This window comes from Streptomyces sp. NPDC090445 (genome assembly GCF_044769385.1).
GTDB lineage: Bacteria > Actinomycetota > Actinomycetes > Streptomycetales > Streptomycetaceae > Streptomyces.
In genome coordinates this window covers 88,054-106,930 of the sequence record NZ_JBIVXV010000004.1, presented here as the reverse complement: position 1 = coordinate 106,930, position 18,877 = coordinate 88,054, and the positions used below count along the sequence as shown (strand labels likewise).

The window sequence follows — 18,877 nt, the reverse complement described above, 5'->3', positions numbered from 1 at the left end:
AGGACTCAGGCCGCCTCGGGCTCCGGGGCGGCCTGCGCGTGCCGGCCGGATCCGCGGCCCTCGGCCGCCCTGCCCGGGCCGGCCGGTCCGGCGTCCTCCTGCCCGGCGCGCGCGTGCACCGGCGGCGTCGAGACGGCGGTGGCGGCCGCGCCCGCGGCGAGCAGCACGCCCATGGGCACGGCGGACAAGGCTCCCCTCGGCACGGTCGGCCTGCGGGGGTCGCGCGGTGCCGCTGCTCCTGTCGACATGGCTGCCTCCTGGCCCGGGCCGGCCGTACTTAGGTAGGCCTAACCAGCCCTGCGTACCATGTGACCACGCCCGCCTCTCCCGGCGCAATATCTTGCCGACACCTTGTCGGCACCTCTTGGGGTCCGGCCCCGAGAGGTACCGGCCGCACCGCCCGGGCTCAGCCCGCCGTGCCGCCCGGGCTCAGCCCGCCGCGACGGCCCCGAGGCCCGCCAGCAGGCCCGGTGCGGCCCAGCGCCCGCCGACACCGCGCACGGTGACCTCCCGTACGTCGTCCAGGACCTCCTCGTGGCCGACCGCCCGCGCGATCACCACGTGCAGCCGGTCGTCCGAGAGTTCCTCGACCTTGCCGTCGCCCCACTCGACGACGACCACGGACTCGGGCAGCGAGACGTCGAGGTCCAGGTCCTCCATCTCGTCCAGCCCGCCGCCCAGCCGGTACGCGTCCACATGGACCAGCGCCGGCCCGCCACGCAGCGAGGGGTGCACCCGGGCGATCACGAACGTCGGCGAGGTCACCGCCCCGCGGACGCCGAGCCCCTCGCCGAGCCCGCGGGTCAGCGTGGTCTTGCCCGCGCCGAGCTCCCCCGTCAGCAGGACGAGGTCGCCGGGGCGGAGCAGGCCGGCAATGCTGCGGCCCAGCGCCTGCATGGCCGCGGGCGAGTCGACGGTGATGCGCGCGCCGGCGGCGCCTTCAGGATCCCGAGATCCCCGCGCCGGGCTGAGAGGGGCTTCCAGCGGTACTTCTTCCATGTCCGCCAACGTTAGCCGCTGCGGGGACCGCACCGGTGCGCGCGAGCAGCTCGGCCAGCAGCCCGGTCACCGTCTGCGGGTACTCCAGCATCATCAGGTGCCCGGCCCGCTCCAGGACGACGAGCTCCGCGGCCGGCAGCGCGTCCTTGATGGCCTGGCTGTGCGCGGCCGGGGTGATCATGTCGTGGTCCCCGGCGATGACGGTGACGGGGATGTCCGCGAACCGCTGGAGGGCGGCCGTCTTGTCGTGGGCCTGGAAGGCCGGGTAGAACTCGGCGACCACGTCGATGGGGGTGGCCTCGATGAGCCGCTCCGCGAACCGGGCGACGCCCGGGTCCACCTCGCGCGGGGCGCCGAACGAGTACATCTTGATCATGCCGGCGAACAGGTCCGCGGTGGCCCGGCGGCCCCGCTCCACCAGCTCCACCTGCGAGCCGAGCGCCTTGAGCACGGGCGGCAGGATCCGGCGCACCGCCCCCACGCCCACGGCGGGCAGACCGTACGTCACCTCGTTCAGACGGCCGCTGGAGGTGCCGACCAGGGCGATCCCGAGCACGCGGTCGCGCACCAGCTCCGGGTACTGCTCGGCGAACGCCATGATGGTCATACCGCCCATCGAGTGACCCACCAGGATCAGCGGGCCCTCGGGGGCGGCGGCGTCGATGACGGTCTTCAGGTCGCGGCCGAGCTGGTCGATCGTCACCGGCTCGCCGTCGGCCTGCGCGAAGCCGCGGGCGCTGCGGCCGTGGCTGCGCTGGTCCCAGTACACGGCGCGGACGAGGCCCCGCAGGGCGGCGCGCTGGAAGTGCCAGGAGTCCTGGGCCAGGCAGTAGCCGTGGCAGAAGACGACGGTCGGCGCGGGCCGGTCCTTGCGGCGCAGCCGGGAGCGCGGCCGCTTGGCGGTGTCCTCATCCGGCTCGTCGAGCTCGTAGTGGAGCTCGGTCCCGTCCTCGGCGTAGGCGGCGCCCGGCGTTCCACGCAGGGAGCCGTAGTCGCCGGCGGCATCGAGGGCAAGGCGCGCCTTGCGGCGCACGCTGCGCCCGACCGTGATCCGTTCGACGGCGACACCGGCCGCCGCACCCGCGGCTATCACGCCGATCGCGGCCCCGGCCCAGCCGGCCCTGCGCCAGTTCTCGCTCACGCCGTCGTCCTCAACTCAACTCAGCCGTTGCGGTAGACGCGGGGTACGCGCCCTCCGATACGGGTGACGATCTCATACGCGATCGTCTGTGCCGCCTGAGCCCAGTCCTCGGCGGTGGGTTCGCCGTGCTCGCCGCTGCCGAACAGGACGGCCTCGTCCCCCGCCCGCACCTGGGCTCCGGGGCCGAGGTCGACGACGAACTGGTCCATCGCGACACGCCCGGCGACACGCCGGACCCGGCCGCCGACGGAGACCGGGCCGCGGCCCGAGGCGTGCCGGGGGATGCCGTCGGCGTACCCGGCGGGGATCAGCGCGAGGGTGGTCTCGTCGTCGGTGACGTAGTGGTGGCCGTAGCTGACGCCGTGCCCGGCGGGCACCGTCTTGACCAGGGCCACCGACGCCTTGAGGGTCATCGCCGGGCGCAGCCCGAGCTCGGCGGGGGTGCCGAGCTCGGGGGCGGGCGACACGCCGTAGACGGCGAGGCCGCAGCGCACCAGGTCGAAGTGGCTGTCCGGGATGGTCAGCGTCGCGGGAGAGTTGGCGATGTGCCGGACCTCGGGCTCCAGCCCCTCCTTCTCGGCGTGCGCGAGCATGTCGCGGAACACGGCCAGCTGGAGCCGGATGGAGGGGTGCCCGGGCTCGTCGGCACAGGCGAAGTGCGACCAGACGCCGGTGACGCGGACGGTGCCCTCGGCCTCGGCGGCCACCGCCGCGCCGACGAGCTCCGCCCAGTCGGCAGGCTGGCAGCCGTTGCGGCCGAGGCCGGTGTCGGCCTTGAGCTGGATCCGGGCGGTCCGCCCGGCCGCCCGGGCGGCCGCGGTCACCTCGTCGAGGGCCCACATCCCGCTGACGGAGACGTCGACATCGGCCTCGATCGCCTCCCGCCAGGGCCCGCCGGGGGTCCACAGCCAGCACATGATCCGGCCGCCGATCCCGGCCGCGCGCAGGGCGAGCGCCTCGTCGGGGGTGGCGGTGCCGATCCAGGCGGCGCCGGCGTCCTGGGCTGCGCGGGCGCAGGGCACGGCCCCGTGCCCGTAGGCGTCCGCCTTGACGACGGCCATGAGCTCGGCCCGGGGAGCCCGCGCGCGCAGTGCGCGCACGTTCGCCCGTACGGCGTCCAGATCGATCTCGGCGTACACGCGCCCCGGTGTCTCGTTCATCGCCCCCAGTCTCTCAGAGCCCTCCCCACCCCCGCGCGCCCGCCATTCCCCCACCCCAACCCACCCAACTCAGCCCCACCCAATTCAGCCCCGCCGGCGCTTGAGGCGCGGGGGCGCGGGGCCGGCCCAATTCAGCCCCGCCCAATTCAGCCCCGCCGGCGTTTGAGGCGCGGGGGCGCGGGGGCCGGCCCCCGGAAGCGGCGGCGCGCCGAGCCACCACAGTCGGCCCCACCCGGCCCCGCCGGCGTTCGAGGCGCGGCGGACCGGGGGCCGGCCCCCGGAAGCCGCGGCGCCGGCCGGTCAGACCCGGGCGGCGTTACGCCAAGCGGCGGGCAAGGCTTCGGCCACCTCATGCGCGAGGACGGGAGCCCCGTCGGCGGCCAACCGGGCGGCCAGCCCGTGCAGGTACGCCGCCACCGCCCCCGCATCCGCGGCCGCCAGCCCGGCCGCCAGCAGCGACCCGCCGAGCCCCGACAGCACGTCGCCGCTGCCCGCCGTCGCCAGCCACGGCGTACCCGTCGGGTTCACCCGCACCGGCCGCCCCCGCCCGTCACCGCACACCAGCGTCGTCGACCCCTTCAGCAGGACCGCGGCCCCGTACCGCCCGGCCAACTCCCTTACGGCCGCCAGCCTCCCGGATTCCACGGCTTCCCGCGGTACCCCCAGCAGCGCGGCCGCTTCCCCGGCGTGCGGGGTCAGCAGCGTGGGCGCCGGCCGGGCGTGCAGCACCTCCGGGTCGAGCCCGCGCAGCCCGTCGGCGTCGACCAGCACCGGCACGGGGTCGGCCAGGACCCGCTCGACGTCCTGGCCGCGCCCCTCCCCGAGCCCGGGGCCGACGACCCACGCCTGGACGCGGCCCCACCCGATCAGCGTCTCGGGGTAGCGGGCGAGGACCTCGCCGGCCGCCGGGCCGACGTACCGCACGGCGCCCGCGCCGCCCCGCAGGGCCCCGGCCACGGCGAGCACGGCGGCGCCGGGGTACTGGGCCGATCCGGCGGCGATGCCGACGACACCGCGGCGGTACTTGTCGCTGTCGGCGCCGGGCCGGGGCAGCAGCCGCGCCACGTCGGCGTGCTGCAGGGCTTCGGCCTCGGGCCCGGCACCGCGGCCGGGCCCGGCCGCAGTCCCGCCCGCGGCGTCGAACTCCAGCCCGATGTCCACGAGCCGCACGACACCGGCGAGCGACGCCCCCGGGTCGATCAGCAGCCCCGGCTTGTGCGCCCCGAAGGTCACCGTGACGTCGGCCCGCACCGCGGCGCCGGCCACTTCCCCGGTGTCCGCGTCCACCCCGCTCGGCAGGTCGACGGCGACCACGGCGGCCCCGGCCGGGATCCGTTCCACCAGCGCCGCGGCGGCCGGCCGCAGTCCGCCCCGGCCGCCGATGCCGAGCAGCCCGTCCACGACGAGGTCGGCCCGCTCGGGCACGGTCCCGGCGACGCGCCCGCCGGCGGCGCGCAGCGCGGCCAGCCCGCCCGGGTGCATCCGCTGCGGATCCATCGGCACGGCGGTCACCCCGGCGCCGCGCCGGGCCAGCCGGGCGCCCGCGTACAGGGCGTCGCCGCCGTTGTCGCCCGGCCCGACGAGCAGCACGATCCGTGATCCGTAGACCTTCGGCAGCAGGTCGGCGCAGGCGGCGGCCAGTCCGGCCGCGGCCCGCTGCATGAGGGCGCCTTCGGGGAGCCGGGCCATCAGCTCCCGTTCGGCGGCCCGTACGTTCTCCACGCTGTAAGCAGTCCGCATGTGCCCAGCGTCTCTGATCAGCTGAGCAATTCCGTGCGAACCGTGGGGTTCGGCGTGGGTTCTGCCCACCACCTGGGTGGGGCGGCGTGAGCGCGGAGGTGGAATCCCGCGCCCAGTGCTGCTCCTCGTGGCCGGTGTCGGCGGGTGGTGGGTGTGCTGATCGTGTGCACGCCCTGGTGCCGGTGGGCTGCGCGGGGCAGCATCCTCCGGCCCGTTGGTGCGTGTCCCTCCGGACGCTGGCCGGCCCGGCCCGGAGGCCGGGCCGGGGAGGGAACCCCGCGTCGCCTGGGCGCGGGGCGGCTGGTGCGCGGCCGGGTGGGGCCGGTCTTCGACCGGTCCGCCCGGCTGGTCTTCGGGGCGGTCGTGATGACGGCCTTGGCCTCCATCGTGTCCGTCACCGTGCGGATCGCCATCTGCCCGCTGGTGCGGTCCACGACGGTCTTGGCCTGGTGGGCGAGTCCGCGTGCGGCGATACGGCGCCAGGCACCCTGGTCGCGGTCGCCCTGCCAGCCGCACTCGGGGCTGGGGCAGACGGCCCACTTCCAGCCGCTCACGGTGGGCCGGTCTGGGGCTTTGCGGTGCCGCAGCGGGGTGAGGCAGTGCGGGCAGTGCTTGGAGGTGTTGCGCGCTGGGCCATGCGCACGATGCGGTCGTTGACCTTCACGCCCTCGGGGGCGGCGGTGGTCCAGCCGAGGCGGCGCAGCGCCATCCACGCGTTCGACGGCAGCTTCCGGCCCCCGCCGTCCACCCCGGAGGCCAGCGCGTCCACGTCAGCGGTGTTCCAGCGTTCGGCCAGCAGTGTGGCAGTCATGCCGGCCACCAGGTCGGTGCACCAGCCGACACGTTCCGCCAGCGTGGCCGGGGCGAGAACCTCGCCGGTCCTCTCGTCCACGCCCGACCGGACAAGGGTGCGGGCGCAGGCGGTACGGGCCGTCTCGTCCCCGCCCAGCGGCAGCTTCCGTCCCACCACCACCCCTCCCCCTCGCCCGTGGTGCTGTCATCCGATCAACGACACCGCCGCAAAAGGGTCACGCATGCGATCCGCGAACCCATGAACGACACCGGCACCCGACACACGGCATGACACCGACGAATGACACATCACCACGGATCCCGAAGGAAACACGCGAGCCTGCCCGATCGAACAGCCCGATCGGCGGCGCTACGCCCCGGCTGGGCTACGCCTCGGCGATGACCACCGCCGAGGCGACGCCCGCGTCGTGGCTGAGCGAAATGTGAAAGGACTTCACCCCGAGCGCCACGGCCCGCGCTTCCACGGTGCCCCGCACCCGCACCCGCGGCTGCCCGGAGTCCTCCACGTACACCTCGGCGTCGGTCCACAGCATTCCGGCGGGTGCGCCGAGCGCCTTGGCCAGTGCCTCCTTGGCGGCGAACCGGGCGGCGAGCGAGGCGGTTCCGCGCCGCTCGCCGCTCGGCAGGAGCAACTCGGACTCGACGAAGAGTCGCTGGGCCATGCCCGGCGTCCGCTCCAGTGCCGCGCCGAAGCGGTCGATCTCGGCAACGTCGATTCCCACGCCGATAATCACAACGAACTACCCATTCACTCCACGGTCACGGACTTCGCGAGATTACGCGGCTGGTCCACCTCGTTCCCGCGCGCGGTGGCCAGTTCGCACGCGAACACCTGCAGCGGCACCGTCGCGACCAGCGGCTGGAGCAGCGTCGGCGTGGCCGGGATGCGGATGAGGTGGTCGGCGTACGGGACGACCGCCTGGTCGCCCTCCTCCGCGATCACGATGGTCCGCGCCCCGCGCGCCCGGATCTCCTGGATGTTCGACACGATCTTGTCGTGCAGGACGGAGCGCCCGCGCGGCGACGGCACGACGACCACCACCGGCAGGTCCTTCTCGATCAGCGCGATCGGCCCGTGCTTGAGCTCGCCCGCCGCGAACCCCTCGGCGTGCATGTAGGCGAGCTCCTTGAGCTTGAGCGCGCCCTCCAGCGCCACCGGGTAGCCGACGTGCCGCCCGAGGAACAGCACGGTGTTCTTGTCGGCCAGGGACCGCGCCAGTTCCCGCACCGGCTCCATCGTCTCCAGGACGGCGTCCACGGCCGCGGCGATGTCGGACAGCTCACGGACCACCGCCTGGATCTCGTCGCCCCACTTGGTGCCCCGGACCTGTCCGAGGTAGAGCGCGACCAGGTAGCAGGCCACCAGCTGGGTCAGGAAGGCCTTGGTGGAGGCGACGGCGACCTCGGGGCCGGCGTGCGTGTACAGCACGGCGTCCGACTCCCGCGGGATCGTCGACCCGTTCGTGTTGCAGATGGCCAGCACCTTGGCGCCCTGCTCGCGCGCGTGGCGCAGCGCCATCAGGGTGTCCATGGTCTCGCCGGACTGCGAGATCGCCACCACCAGCGTCCGCTGGTCCAGGATCGGGTCGCGGTAGCGGAACTCGCTCGCCAGTTCCGTCTCGCACGGGATGCGGGTCCAGTGCTCGATGGCCAGCTTCGCGATCATGCCCGCGTGGTAGGCCGTACCGCAGGCCACGATCACGACCTTGTCGACCTCCCGGAGCACCGAGGCGGGGATGCGCACCTCGTCCAGGGTCAGCGAGCCGCTCGCGTCGATCCTGCCCAGGAGGGTGTCGGCGACGGCCTTCGGCTGCTCGGCGATCTCCTTGAGCATGAAGTAGTCGTATCCCCCCTTCTCGGCCGCCGAAGCGTCCCAGTCGACGTGGTACGCCCGCACCTGCGCGGGCGAGCCGTCGAACCCGGTCACCGAGACCCCGTCGCGGCGGAGCTCGACGACCTGGTCCTGCCCCAGCTCGATCGCGGACCGCGTGTGGGCGATGAACGCGGCCACGTCCGAGGCGAGGAAGTTCTCACCTTCCCCAACGCCCACGACCAGGGGGGAGTTCCGGCGGGCGCCGACCACCACGTCCGGCGCGTCGGCGTGCACCGCGACCAGCGTGAACGCCCCTTCGAGCCGCCGGCACACCTGCCGCATGGCCTCCGCGAGGTCGTTCCCGGCGGCGGCGAACCGCTCCGCCAGCAGGTGGGCGACGACCTCGGTGTCCGTCTCGGACTCCAGCCGGTGCCCGCGCTCGGCCAGTTCGGTGCGGAGCGCGGCGAAGTTCTCGATGATGCCGTTGTGGACGACGGCCACCCGGCCCGCGTTGTCGAGGTGCGGGTGGGCGTTGGCGTCGGTGGGCCCGCCGTGCGTGGCCCAACGCGTGTGCCCCAGGCCGGTGGAGCCCGTCGGCAGCGGATGCGCGACGAGCTCCTTCTCCAGGTTGACCAGCTTCCCCGCCTTCTTGGCGGAGGCGATCTCCCCGTCGGCGAGCACGGCGACGCCCGCCGAGTCGTACCCGCGGTACTCCAGCCGCTTGAGTCCGGCGATGACCACATCGAGCGCCGACTGCGCTCCTACGTAACCCACAATTCCGCACATACGGCGCAGCGTACGCCGCGATCGGCTTCCCGCCCCGCACTTTCGGGCAAGACGGCGCAACCCCGCCCCGGCGAATGCGCCGGAACGGGGTTGACGGATGCTCAGGCGCCGAGCTCCGGCGCCGGTGCCGGCCTCAGCCGAGCTTCTTGACCTGCGCGTCGACGAGCGCCTTCGGCTGTTCGGCCTTCAGGCCGACCGCGGAGAAGGTCGCCAGGGTGTTGCCCTTGCGGACGACCACGAGCTGCGTCGCCATCTTCTCGCCGTCCATGTCGCCCTCGACGGTGTAGGAGAGGGCGGCGTCGCCCGCGGTGACCGGGGCGCCCGCGGCCACCTTGCCGATCTTGCCGGTGCTGCCGCCGGAGGTCGCGGAGTAGCCGCCGGCGCAGGCGGTGCCCGCGGTCTTCAGGGCGGTGAAGGCGTCCTCGGCGCCCTTGCCGTCGTACGAGGCGACGGTCACGGCGGTGACGGTGGAGCCGAGGGCGTCCATCGCGGCCTTCATCTTGTCCTCGGGGCTGGCGTCCGCGGCCGGCTCCTTCGGCTTGGCGATGGCCTTGGTGCGGGCGGCGCCGGTGGCCGTGCCGACCGGGGCGAGGCCCTGCGCCTTGACCAGGGGCAGGCACTCGGGCTTGTCGCTGGTGGCGGCGGCGCCGGCGGCGGCCTCGGCGGCCGTGGCCTCCTTGACCACGTGGTCCGGCAGGTCGGCCTGCTTCACGATCACCGAGGCGAGCTCGGCGTCCGTCTTGCCCTTCGCGGCGGGGGCCGCGGGCGAGGCCGGGGCGGCGGCGGACGAGGAGGCGTCGGCCTTGGCGTCCTCCTTCTTGCCCTCGGACGAGCCGCACGCGGTGGCGAGCAGCGCCAGCGCGGCGGCGGAGGCGGTCATGACGGAACGGCGGACAAGGATGCTGCGCACGGAAAATCTCCCCCACAGGGTGGTGCAATGAGACGGTCGGGACGGCCCGGACCGCGCCCACTCCCCATGGGCGCCGGAGCCATCATGATCAGCAATCTACGTGCCGCCGCCGACACCCGCCCGCCCGAACGCCCGTTCGCGGCCGATCGTGATCTCAGTGAGACCGAAAGCAGCCTCCGCGCCTCCGCCACGTGACCGACCCCACCACCCACGGGAGGCCCCGAGCCACGACAATGGCGGTGTGATCACTTCGCCGCCACGAAGCAGCACGCCCGACCCGGACTGCGCAACGACGCGCACCGAGCGGTCCGAGCGTTCCCCCCGCCGGGCCGAGGTCTCGCCGTACGTCGACCTCACCCGCGCCGAGTGGAGCGCCCTGCGCGAGCGCACCCCGCTGCCGCTGACCGCCGAGGAGGTCGAGCAGCTGCGCGGCCTGGGCGACGTCATCGACCTCGACGAGGTCCGCGACATCTACCTGCCGCTCTCCCGGCTGCTCAACCTGTACGTCGGCGCCACCAGCACCCTCCGCGGCACCCTCAACACCTTCCTCGGCGACGCGGGCGGCACCGGCCACGGCAGCCAGCAGGGCACCCCGTTCGTGATCGGCGTCGCCGGCTCCGTCGCCGTCGGCAAGTCCACCGTGGCCCGCCTGCTCCAGGCGCTGCTGGCCCGCTGGCCCGAGCACCCGCGCGTGGAGCTCGTCACCACGGACGGCTTCCTCTACCCGATGAAGGAGCTGGAGCGGCGCGGGCTCACCTCCCGCAAGGGCTTCCCCGAGTCCTACGACCGCCGTGCGCTGACCCGCTTCGTCGCCGACATCAAGGCCGGCAAGGACGAGGTCACCGCCCCGGTCTACTCGCACCTGATCTACGACATCGTCCCCGGCGAGCGGCTCGTCGTCCGCCGCCCGGACATCCTGATCGTCGAGGGCCTGAACGTGCTCCAGCCGGCCCTTCCCGGCAAGGACGGGCGCACCCGGGTCGGCCTCGCCGACTACTTCGACTTCAGCGTGTACGTGGACGCGCGCCCCGAGGACATCGAGCGCTGGTACCTCAACCGGTTCCGGAAGCTGCGGGAGACCGCCTTCCAGAACCCGTTCTCCTTCTTCCGCAGGTACACGCAGGTCTCCGAGGAGGAGGCCCTGGAGTACGCGCAGACCATGTGGCGGACGATCAACAAGCCCAACCTGCTGGAGAACGTGGCCCCCACCCGCGGCCGCGCCACCCTCGTCGTCCGCAAGGGCCCGGACCACAAGGTGCAGAAACTCAGCCTGCGCAAGCTCTGACAGCGCTCCCGCTGGCCCCGCGAGGGCTACTGTGCGGGCATGCTCCATCTGCGGATCATGACACCGCACGACCGGACCGGCGCCGTCCTCGCGCTGATCGGCCGGACGGTCGGCACCACGCACGTGGCCGTGCTCTCCGGGGCCGCCCGCGATCCGGTCGGCGACATCGTGCTGTGCGACGTGGCCCGGGAGGCCGGGGACGAGCTGCTGCACGGGCTGCGGGAGCTGGCCGTCGACCGGGACGGCGCGATCGCCGTCGACCACATCGACCTGTCCCTGTCCGCCCGCGCCGACGAGGCGGAGAAGGAGGCTCCGGGCGAGGCCGCGGACGCCGTGATCTGGGAGCAGCTGGCCGAGGCGACCCACGAGGAGTCCACCCTCACCATCACCTACCTGATGTTCCTCGGCATCGCGACGATGATCGCGGCCTGCGGTGTGGTCCTCGACAACGCCATCCTGATCGTGGGCGCGATGGCCCTGGGCCCCGAGTTCGGGCCGCTCGCCGGGATCTGCACCGGGCTGGTCCAGCGGGAGCCGCGGCTCGCCGGCCGCTCCGCCTTCGCCCTGGTGGTGGGCTTCACGGTGGCGATGGCGGCGACGACCCTGTTCAGCCTGGCCATGACCGGGCTGGGGCAGTTCAACGAGGCGATGCTGGAGAAGCCGCGCCCGAACACCAGCTTCATCTGGAACCCGGACCCGTTCTCCTTCATCGTGGCCCTGCTGGCCGGCATGGCCGGGACGCTGTCCCTGACCTCGGCGAAGTCCGGTGCCCTGGTCGGCGTGGCGATCTCCGTCACCACCGTCCCGGCCGCCGCGAACGCCGCCGTCGCCTTCAGCTTCGGGGACTACCCGCAGATGTGGGGCTCGGCACTGCAGCTGCTGCTGAACCTGTGCGGCATCGTCCTGGCCGGGGTCGCGACCCTCGTGGGCTGGAAACTGCTGTGGCGCACCCAGCAGCACCGGATGGTCCGGCGGCCGGGTGCGCCACGGCTCCCGTAGCCCGTTCGGGCGAACGCGGGAGCGACTAGCCGAGCGCCGTCTTCACGGCGTCCGCGAGACGCCCCGCCACCGTGCGGGCCTGCTCGATGTCGGCGGCCTCCACCATCACCCGGACCAGGGGCTCCGTACCGGACGGACGGAGCAGCACCCGGCCGGTGGTGCCGAGCTCGCGCTCGGCATCGGCGACGGCCGCGGCCACCTCGCCGGAGCTGGCGACCCGGGACTTGTCGACGTCGGGCACGTTGATCAGGACCTGCGGCAGCCGCTGCATCACACCGGCCAGCTCCGCGAGCGACCGGCCGGTCGCCGCGACGCGCGCGGCCAGCATCAGGCCGGTCAGCGTGCCGTCGCCGGTCGTCGCGTGGTCGAGGATGATCACGTGGCCGGACTGCTCGCCGCCCAGCGCGTAGCCGTGCTCCTTCATCGCCTCCAGCACGTACCGGTCGCCGACGCCGGTCTGCACGACCTGGATGCCCTCGGCCTCCATGGCCAGCTTGAAGCCCAGGTTGGACATGACCGTGCCGACGACGGTGGTACCGCGCAGGGTGTCGGCCTCGCGCATGGCCAGGGCCAGCACGGCGAGGATCTGGTCGCCGTCGACCTCCGCGCCCGAGGCGTCGACCGCGAGGCAGCGGTCGGCGTCGCCGTCGTGGGCGATGCCGAGGTCGGCGCCGTGCTCGACGACGGCCGCCTTGAGCAGGCCGAGGTGGGTGGAGCCGCAGCCGTCGTTGATGTTCAGGCCGTCGGGCTCGGCACCGATGGTGACGATCTCGGCACCGGCCCGGGCGAAGGCCTCGGGCGAGACGCGGGCGGCCGCGCCGTGCGCCTCGTCCAGGACGATCTTCAGCCCGTCGAGACGGTTGGGGAGGACCCCGATGAGGTGGGCGACGTACTTGTCGAAGCCCTCGTCGTAGTCGGAGACGCGGCCGACGCCGGCGCCGGTGGGCCGGTCCCAGGGCGCGCCCGTGCGGTGCTCCTCGTAGACGGCCTCGATCCGGTCCTCCAGCTCGTCGGCGAGCTTGTGGCCGCCGCGGGCGAAGAACTTGATGCCGTTGTCGGGCATCGCGTTGTGGGAGGCGGAGAGCATCACGCCGAGGTCGGCACCCAGCGCACCGGTGAGATACGCCACCGCCGGGGTGGGCAGCACACCGACGCGCAGGACGTCCACGCCCGCGCTCGCGAGACCGGCGACGACCGCGGCCTCCAGGAATTCGCCCGAGGCCCGGGGGTCGCGGCCGACGACGGCCGTCGGCCGGTGGCCCGCGAAGGTGCCGGCCTCGCCCAGTACGTGGGCCGCTGCCACGGAGAGGCCGAGCGCGAGCTCAGCCGTCAGATCCGCGTTGGCGACGCCCCGTACACCGTCCGTTCCGAAGAGTTGTCCCACTGTTGTCCTCCCAAGATCGCGCTTCGCTTGAGACCGCTGGTGACAGGTATGTGCCGCTTGTGGCGGTAAACGAACCGCCCCGGCAGCACAGAGAGTGCTGCCGGGGCGGTCGTTGCTGAACAGCAGGCGCAGATTAACGCTTGCTGTACTGCGGAGCCTTACGGGCCTTCTTCAGACCGGCCTTCTTGCGCTCGACCGCACGGTCGTCGCGGGAAAGGAAGCCGGCCTTCTTCAGCGCCGGGCGGTTGTTGTCGACGTCCGCCTCGTTCAGCGCACGGGCCACGCCGAGGCGCAGGGCGCCGGCCTGGCCGGAGACGCCGCCACCCGCGATGCGGGCGATGACATCGTAACGACCGTCGAGCTCAAGCAGCTTGAACGGCTCGTTGACTTCCTGCTGGTGCACCTTGTTGGGGAAGTAGTCCTCAAGGGTGCGACCGTTGATCTTCCACTTGCCGGAGCCCGGAACGATCCGGACACGGGCAATGGCGTTCTTGCGACGGCCCAGGCCGGCGGCCGGCTGGGGGTCGCCGAAGCGACCGGCAAGGGACTCGGAGGTGTAGTCGCCCTCGACGGCGACGTCCGACTCGGTGGTGTACTCCTCGACGCCCTCGAACTCGTCGACGGGGGTCTCGGCGGTGGTCTCGGCCACGATGCTCCTCAGAATTCTCTGTGTTTAGGGGGTGGCCGGAACTACTGCGCGACCTGGGTGATCTCGAACGGCACCGGCTGCTGGGCAGCGTGCGGGTGCTGGTCGCCCGAGTAGACCTTCAGCTTCGAGAGCATCTGACGGCCCAGGGAGTTCTTGGGGAGCATGCCCTTGACGGCCTTCTCGACGGCCTTCTCCGGGTTGTTCGCCAGCAGGTCGTCGTAGCGCACGGAGCGCAGACCGCCCGGGAAGCCGGAGTGGCGGTAGGCCATCTTCTGGGACGCCTTGTTGCCGGACAGGTGGACCTTGTCGGCGTTGATGACGATGACGAAGTCGCCCATGTCCATGTGGGGGGCGTAGGTCGGCTTGTGCTTGCCCTTCAGGAGGGTAGCGGCCTGGGTCGCCAGACGGCCGAGGACGACGTCCTGGGCGTCGATGACGAGCCACTGGCGCGAGATGTCGCCGGGCTTGGGGCTGTACGTACGCACGGTCGTATGCCTTCGCTTCTTCAGTGATGGGTTCTCCCCCGAGCCTCACGGCCCGAAGGGAAGGGTCCTGACAAGGCCACCACGGACGATCACGACAGCCCTGGTTCACATCGGGGACGCAACCCGTGTGTACCGCTGGTCATCGGCCCGGTGGACCGGCGTAAGGCCCTTTCACGTGAGAATGAGCAAGCCAATACGCATAACGAACCAGCAGGATACCCACCGTGCCCTGGAAGGGTCAAAACGCAGGCCTGGAGCCCGCCTCGGCGGGCTCCGCGGTGCGCTCTGTTCCGGGCCCGGGAAGGGTCCCTGCAGTTCGTACGGCTTCCAGGTTAACCCGCGCCGGGCGCAGGCACCGCCGCGCGAGCGTGGCCGCCCACACGCACAGCGTGAAGCAGTCCTTGAACGCCCGCCGCTTGCGCTCCAGCTCCGACGGCCACGGCACCCCCGCGACCTGCGGGAACATCCCCGCCCAGAACCAGCCCGAACGCACCGCCGAACCCGCCCGCACCCCCGAGGCCAGCAGCAGCGGAAGCACCACCAGCAGGTAGTGGTCGAAGGAGGGCCGCGACACCAGGAATGCGGCCAGCATCACCATGCAGGCCGTCTCCGCGAGCCGCAGCTCGCCCCGGTCCCGGTCGTCCTCCCGCCGCCACCGCCGCCAGGCCGCCCACAGCGCGCCGAGCGCCCCCAGCCCCGCCACCGCCACCGCGACCGGGACCGGCACCCCCAGCCGGGGCAGCACCGCGATCGGCGAGGCGTCCCAGGGCAGGGCGTACGCGTCCTGCCCCCGGAGCAGGAACGGCAGCGTCTTGGTGAAGAACAGCGAGGGGCTCGGCATCAGCAGCGCGCCCAGCAGCGACATCCCCAGCGGCACCAGCACGGCCACCGCCAGCCCCCGCCACCGGCGGGCCAGCACGAACAGCAGCCCGATCGGCACCAGCATCGGCTTGCAGGCGATCGCCAGCCCCACCACCAGTCCGGCGGCCGTCCACGAGCGCCGGTGCGCGAGCAGCAGGGCCAGCGGCAGGGCGGCCACCGATATCGCGGTCCAGTTGCCTATCAGGACGAGGTTCACGTACGGCCGGAAGGCCAGCGCCAGCACGGCGAACCCGCCGACCGCGAACCGCGACCGGGCCGGCACCGAGAACAGCCGCAGCGCCGCCCACCAGCCCGCGGCCACCAGCCCCGACATCACCGGCGGCAGCACCCAGCGCAGCACCGGCGTCGGCAGCAGCGCCTCCGGGACCGCCATGACCACGGCGCTCGGCAGGTACAGGAAGCGCTTGTCCTCGTACGGCGAGCCGCCCGCCAGCAGCGTCTCGGCGGCCTTCACGACGAAGGCGTTGTCCGAGCCCCAGTTCGACCGCAGGCTGGTGGCGACGCAGATCCCGAGGACCACGACCAGCAGGCCGGCGCACCACGGGCGGGAGGCGGGGGCCAGCAGCCGGGCGGCGAGCTCCCGACGCACCGCCGGGTCGTGCCGTTTCCTGAGCCAGGTACCGGACCGCAGCCGCACTGTGCCTCCCCGATCGACCCGCCCGGGGGCGGGCTCCCCCTAGCGCTCGCGCTCGACCCTACGTTCGTCCCAGACGGGTTCCCGAGTCTCCCGCACAACACCGTCTGAACCGAAGACCAGGAAACGGTCAAATGTGCGCGCGAACCAGCGGTCGTGCGTGACGCACAGCACCGTGCCCTCGTACACCTCCAGGCCGTCCTGCAGCGCCTCCGCGGACTCCAGGTCCAGGTTGTCCGTCGGCTCGTCCAGGAGCAGCGCCGTGGTGCCCGCCAGCTCCAGCAGGAGGATCTGGAAGCGGGCCTGCTGGCCGCCCGACAGCTTCTCGAACGGCTGGTCGCCCTGGCGTTCCAGCTCGTACCGGCGCAGCACGGACATCGCGGCGCCCCGGTCCTTCGCGGACTCCGTCCACAGGATGTCGACGAGGGTGCGGCCGAACAGCTCCGGGTGGGCATGGGTCTGCGCGAAGTGGCCGGGGACCACGCGGGCGCCCAGCTTCCACTGCCCGGTGTGGGCCACGTCCTCGCCGGCCAGCAGCCGCAGGAAGTGCGACTTCCCCGAGCCGTTCGAGCCGAGCACGCCGACCCGCTCCCCGTAGTAGACCTCCAGCGAGAACGGCTTCATCAGGCCGGTCAGCTCCAGGTTCTCCACGGTCAGCGCGCGCACGCCGGTGCGCCCGCCCTTCAGCCGCATCCGGATCTCCTGCTCGCGCGGCGGCTCCGGCGGCGGCCCGGCCTCCTCGAACTTCTGGAAGCGGGTCTGCATGGCCCGGTAGCGCGAGGCCATGTCGGGGCTGATCGCGGCCTGGTTGCGCAGCCGCAGCACCAGCGCCTTCAGGCGGGCGTGCTCCTCGTCCCAGCGCCGCTTGAGCTCCTCGAAGCGCGCGAAGCGCTCCCTGCGGGCGTCGTGGTACGTGTCGAAGCCCGCGCCGTGCACCCACACGTCCGTGCCCGTCGGGCTCGGCTCCAGGCTGATGATCTTCTCGGCGGCCCGGGACAGCAGCTCCCGGTCGTGGCTGACGAAGAGCACCGTCTTGCGGGTGGCCTTCAGCTGCTCCTCCAGCCACCGCTTGCCCGGGACGTCGAGGTAGTTGTCCGGCTCGTCGAGGAGCAGCACCTCGTCCGGACCGCGCAGCAGCGCCTCCAGCACCAGCCGCTTCTGCTCGCCGCCCGAGAGCGTGCGCACCTCGCGGAACTGCGCCTTGTCGTACGGGACCCCCAGCGCGGCCGTGGTGCACACGTCCCACAGGGTCTCGGCCTCGTACCCGCGGACGTCGGCCCAGTCGCTCAGCGCCTGCGCGTACGCCATCTGGGCGGCCTCGTCGTCCACCGTCATGATCAGGTGCTCGGCGTGGTCGACCGCCCGGGCGGCGTCCCGGATCCGCGGCTGGGCCACCGAGACCAGCAGGTCCCGTACGGTCGTCTCGTCCCGCACGGAGCCCACGAACTGGGACATCACGCCGAGGCCGCCGCTGACGGTGACGCCGCCGCCGTGCGGCTGGAGCTCACCGGAGACCAGCTTCAGCAGCGTGGTCTTGCCGGCCCCGTTCGCCCCGACCAGCGCGACCACCGCCCCCTCCCCCACGCGGAAGGAGACGTCGGGGAGCAGAACCCGCCCGTCGGGAAGGTAGTACTCCAGGTGGCTGGCTTCGAGATGTCCCATGCGGGGCATTGTCCCGGCCCGGGAGGGATCCGCCCAAACGGATATCGGGCGGCGGTGGCCGCCCGGGCCGTACACCGGCGGGATCAGCAGCAGCCGGCGGCCGGCAGCGTGCGCACGTTCCGGGCTTCCTTGCTGCGGGCGGCCAGCAGCTCGTCCGCCGGGTAGCCGACCTCCTCCAGGGTCAGCCCGTGCGGCTTGACCACGTGCACCGAGGAGTCCCGTACGGCGGCCCGCAGCACCTTGCCGGGCCAGTCCGTGGTCCGGTGCCCGTCCCCGACGTGCAGCAGGGCGCCGACCAGCGAGCGGACCATGTTGTGGCAGAAGGCGTCGGCGCGGACGGTCGCGGTGACGATGCCGTCCCCGCCCCGCTCCCAGCTCAGCTGCTGGAGGGTGCGGATCGTGGTGGCGCCCTCGCGCTTGCGGCAGTACGCGGCGAAGTCGTGCTCGCCGAGCAACAGGGCGGCGGCCTCGTTCATGGCGGCCACGTCCAGCGGCCACGGGTGCCACAGCACATGGTTCCGCAGCAGCGGGTCCACACCCCCGGCGTGGTCGCCCACGCGGTAGGCGTAGCGGCGCCAGACGGCGGAGAACCGGGCGTTGAAGCCCGCCGGGGCCTCGGCGACCTTCCACACCCGTACGTCGTGCGGCAGCTTGCCCGCGAGGCGGCGCAGCAGCTTGTCGCCGTGCTCCGCCCACACCTCCTCGGCCAGGTCGAACTGGGCGACCTGCCCGCGGGCGTGCACGCCCGCGTCGGTCCGCCCGGCCACGGTCAGATCGACCGGGTACGGCAGCCGCATCACGGTCTGCAGGGCCGACTCCAGCTCGCCCTGGACGGTCCGCAGCGTGCGCTGCTTCGCCCAGCCGGAGAAGTGCGTGCCGTCGTAACTCAGGTCCAGCCTTACCCGGACGTGCCCGGGCTCCACCTCGTCACTCACGTGACCGATCCTCTCAAGCGCATGCTCTTCTCCCCATGCAGAACGGGCCCGCCCCGGGAAGGGGCGGGCCCGTTCAGAGCCGATCAGGCAGGCACGATCCCGAAGGATCAGGCCTCCTTGGTCTCCTCGACCTCGGCGGGGGCCTCGGCCTCAGCCTTGGCCTCGGCCTCCTTGACCGCACGCTTGGTGGCGGCCTCGGCCTCACCGGTGGCCTGCTGGGCCACGGTCAGGGCCTCGACGAGCTCGATGACCGCCATCGGGGCGTTGTCGCCGCGACGGTTGCCGATCTTGGTGATGCGCGTGTAACCACCGGGGCGGTTCTCGAAGCGCGGGGCGATCTCGGTGAAGAGCGTGTGGACGATGCTCTTGTCCGTGATCGTCTGGAGAACCAGGCGACGGTTGTGGATGTCGCCCTTCTTCGCCTTGGTGATCAGACGCTCGGCGACCGGACGCAGGCGGCGGGCCTTGGCCTCGGTCGTCGTGATGCGGCCGTGCTCGAAGAGCGCCTTCGCGAGGTTCGCGAGGAGAAGCTTCTCGTGCGCGGCGCTGCCGCCCAGACGGGCACCCTTGGCGGGACGCGGCATGGTGTTACTCCTTCGT

Annotated in this window: 19 protein-coding genes; 2 read left to right on the top strand and 17 right to left on the bottom strand. The window is 73.0% G+C overall.

The window, feature by feature from the left end:
* Positions 1-5: 5 nt before the first annotated feature.
* The 10 genes from ACIQUT_RS11355 to ACIQUT_RS11310 all read right to left on the bottom strand — a co-directional run bounded on the left by ACIQUT_RS11355 (position 6) and on the right by ACIQUT_RS11310 (position 9,362).
* Complete coding sequence (locus ACIQUT_RS11355; protein ID WP_403561811.1) at positions 6-248, bottom strand: hypothetical protein; 243 nt, start codon at positions 246-248, stop codon at positions 6-8.
* Positions 249-429: 181 nt separating this feature from the next.
* On the bottom strand, positions 430-999 hold the full coding sequence (tsaE, locus tag ACIQUT_RS11350) for a tRNA (adenosine(37)-N6)-threonylcarbamoyltransferase complex ATPase subunit type 1 TsaE (RefSeq protein ID WP_403561809.1): 570 nt from the start codon (positions 997-999) through the stop codon (positions 430-432).
* A complete protein-coding gene (locus ACIQUT_RS11345) occupies positions 941-2,140 on the bottom strand; it encodes an alpha/beta fold hydrolase (protein ID WP_403561807.1) in 1,200 nt (399 codons plus the stop codon). Before ACIQUT_RS11345 ends, tsaE begins: the two co-directional genes overlap by 59 nt.
* Positions 2,141-2,160: 20 nt before the next feature.
* Positions 2,161-3,300 carry an alanine racemase gene (gene alr / locus ACIQUT_RS11340; RefSeq protein ID WP_403561805.1) on the bottom strand — a complete coding sequence of 380 codons (1,140 nt, stop codon included), beginning with the start codon at positions 3,298-3,300 and terminating at the stop codon, positions 2,161-2,163.
* A 300-nt stretch (positions 3,301-3,600) separates the two neighbouring features.
* Positions 3,601-5,040, bottom strand: a complete 1,440-nt coding sequence (locus ACIQUT_RS11335) for an NAD(P)H-hydrate epimerase (protein ID WP_403561803.1) — start codon at positions 5,038-5,040, stop codon at positions 3,601-3,603.
* Positions 5,041-5,057: 17 nt separating this feature from the next.
* Entirely contained in the window at positions 5,058-5,594 is a 537-nt protein-coding gene (locus ACIQUT_RS11330; protein WP_403561801.1) for a hypothetical protein, read from the bottom strand.
* On the bottom strand, positions 5,591-6,007 hold the full coding sequence (locus ACIQUT_RS11325) for a hypothetical protein (protein ID WP_403561800.1): 417 nt from the start codon (positions 6,005-6,007) through the stop codon (positions 5,591-5,593). The genes ACIQUT_RS11330 and ACIQUT_RS11325 overlap by 4 nt, the downstream gene beginning before the upstream one ends.
* Positions 6,008-6,218: 211 nt before the next feature.
* Positions 6,219-6,587, bottom strand: coding sequence for a holo-ACP synthase (locus ACIQUT_RS11320; RefSeq protein WP_403561798.1), 369 nt, complete (start codon positions 6,585-6,587; stop codon positions 6,219-6,221).
* A gap of 14 nt (positions 6,588-6,601) precedes the next feature.
* Positions 6,602-8,452, bottom strand: coding sequence for a glutamine--fructose-6-phosphate transaminase (isomerizing) (gene glmS / locus ACIQUT_RS11315; protein ID WP_403561796.1), 1,851 nt, complete (start codon positions 8,450-8,452; stop codon positions 6,602-6,604).
* Between the two features lie 133 nt (positions 8,453-8,585).
* Positions 8,586-9,362, bottom strand: a complete 777-nt coding sequence (locus ACIQUT_RS11310; protein WP_403561794.1) for a hypothetical protein — start codon at positions 9,360-9,362, stop codon at positions 8,586-8,588.
* A 241-nt stretch (positions 9,363-9,603) separates the two neighbouring features.
* Here ACIQUT_RS11310 and coaA point away from each other — a divergent pair, with 241 nt between their 5' ends.
* Positions 9,604-10,647: a type I pantothenate kinase gene (gene coaA / locus ACIQUT_RS11305; RefSeq protein ID WP_403561792.1), complete on the top strand. Its 1,044-nt coding sequence runs from the start codon at positions 9,604-9,606 to the stop codon at positions 10,645-10,647.
* A gap of 39 nt (positions 10,648-10,686) precedes the next feature.
* Complete coding sequence (locus ACIQUT_RS11300; protein WP_403561790.1) at positions 10,687-11,646, top strand: DUF389 domain-containing protein; 960 nt, start codon at positions 10,687-10,689, stop codon at positions 11,644-11,646.
* A 25-nt stretch (positions 11,647-11,671) separates the two neighbouring features.
* Here the strand turns inward: ACIQUT_RS11300 and glmM are convergent, their stop codons facing one another.
* The 7 genes from glmM to rplQ all read right to left on the bottom strand — a co-directional run bounded on the left by glmM (position 11,672) and on the right by rplQ (position 18,861).
* Positions 11,672-13,030: a phosphoglucosamine mutase gene (gene glmM, locus ACIQUT_RS11295; protein ID WP_403561788.1), complete on the bottom strand. Its 1,359-nt coding sequence runs from the start codon at positions 13,028-13,030 to the stop codon at positions 11,672-11,674.
* Between the two features lie 133 nt (positions 13,031-13,163).
* The gene (rpsI, locus tag ACIQUT_RS11290) at positions 13,164-13,679 is read right to left on the bottom strand and encodes a 30S ribosomal protein S9 (RefSeq protein ID WP_360624219.1); all 516 of its coding nucleotides are present in this window, start codon (positions 13,677-13,679) and stop codon (positions 13,164-13,166) included.
* 41 nt (positions 13,680-13,720) lie between these two features.
* Complete coding sequence (gene rplM / locus ACIQUT_RS11285) at positions 13,721-14,164, bottom strand: 50S ribosomal protein L13 (protein ID WP_387265812.1); 444 nt, start codon at positions 14,162-14,164, stop codon at positions 13,721-13,723.
* A 238-nt stretch (positions 14,165-14,402) separates the two neighbouring features.
* Positions 14,403-15,677, bottom strand: a complete 1,275-nt coding sequence (locus ACIQUT_RS11280) for a glycosyltransferase family 87 protein (RefSeq protein WP_403562484.1) — start codon at positions 15,675-15,677, stop codon at positions 14,403-14,405.
* A 45-nt stretch (positions 15,678-15,722) separates the two neighbouring features.
* Positions 15,723-17,342, bottom strand: coding sequence for an ABC-F family ATP-binding cassette domain-containing protein (locus ACIQUT_RS11275; protein WP_403561786.1), 1,620 nt, complete (start codon positions 17,340-17,342; stop codon positions 15,723-15,725).
* A gap of 83 nt (positions 17,343-17,425) precedes the next feature.
* On the bottom strand, positions 17,426-18,277 hold the full coding sequence (truA, locus tag ACIQUT_RS11270) for a tRNA pseudouridine(38-40) synthase TruA (protein ID WP_403561784.1): 852 nt from the start codon (positions 18,275-18,277) through the stop codon (positions 17,426-17,428).
* Positions 18,278-18,384: 107 nt separating this feature from the next.
* On the bottom strand, positions 18,385-18,861 hold the full coding sequence (gene rplQ, locus ACIQUT_RS11265; protein ID WP_385673310.1) for a 50S ribosomal protein L17: 477 nt from the start codon (positions 18,859-18,861) through the stop codon (positions 18,385-18,387).
* Between the last annotated feature and the right edge of the window lie 16 nt (positions 18,862-18,877).

Bases quoted from the DNA above. Each gene is read 5' to 3' on its own strand.
- rplQ (WP_385673310.1), bottom strand. From the start codon at position 18,861: ATGCCGCGTCCCGCCAAGGGTGCCCGTCTGGGCGGCAGCGCCGCGCAC.
- alr (WP_403561805.1), bottom strand. From the start codon at position 3,300: ATGAACGAGACACCGGGGCGCGTGTACGCCGAGATCGATCTGGACGCC.
- ACIQUT_RS11300 (WP_403561790.1), top strand. From the start codon at position 10,687: ATGCTCCATCTGCGGATCATGACACCGCACGACCGGACCGGCGCCGTC.
- tsaE (WP_403561809.1), bottom strand. From the start codon at position 999: ATGGAAGAAGTACCGCTGGAAGCCCCTCTCAGCCCGGCGCGGGGATCT.
- ACIQUT_RS11355 (WP_403561811.1), bottom strand. From the start codon at position 248: ATGTCGACAGGAGCAGCGGCACCGCGCGACCCCCGCAGGCCGACCGTG.
- glmS (WP_403561796.1), bottom strand. From the start codon at position 8,452: ATGTGCGGAATTGTGGGTTACGTAGGAGCGCAGTCGGCGCTCGATGTG.
- ACIQUT_RS11335 (WP_403561803.1), bottom strand. From the start codon at position 5,040: ATGCGGACTGCTTACAGCGTGGAGAACGTACGGGCCGCCGAACGGGAG.
- ACIQUT_RS11275 (WP_403561786.1), bottom strand. From the start codon at position 17,342: ATGGGACATCTCGAAGCCAGCCACCTGGAGTACTACCTTCCCGACGGG.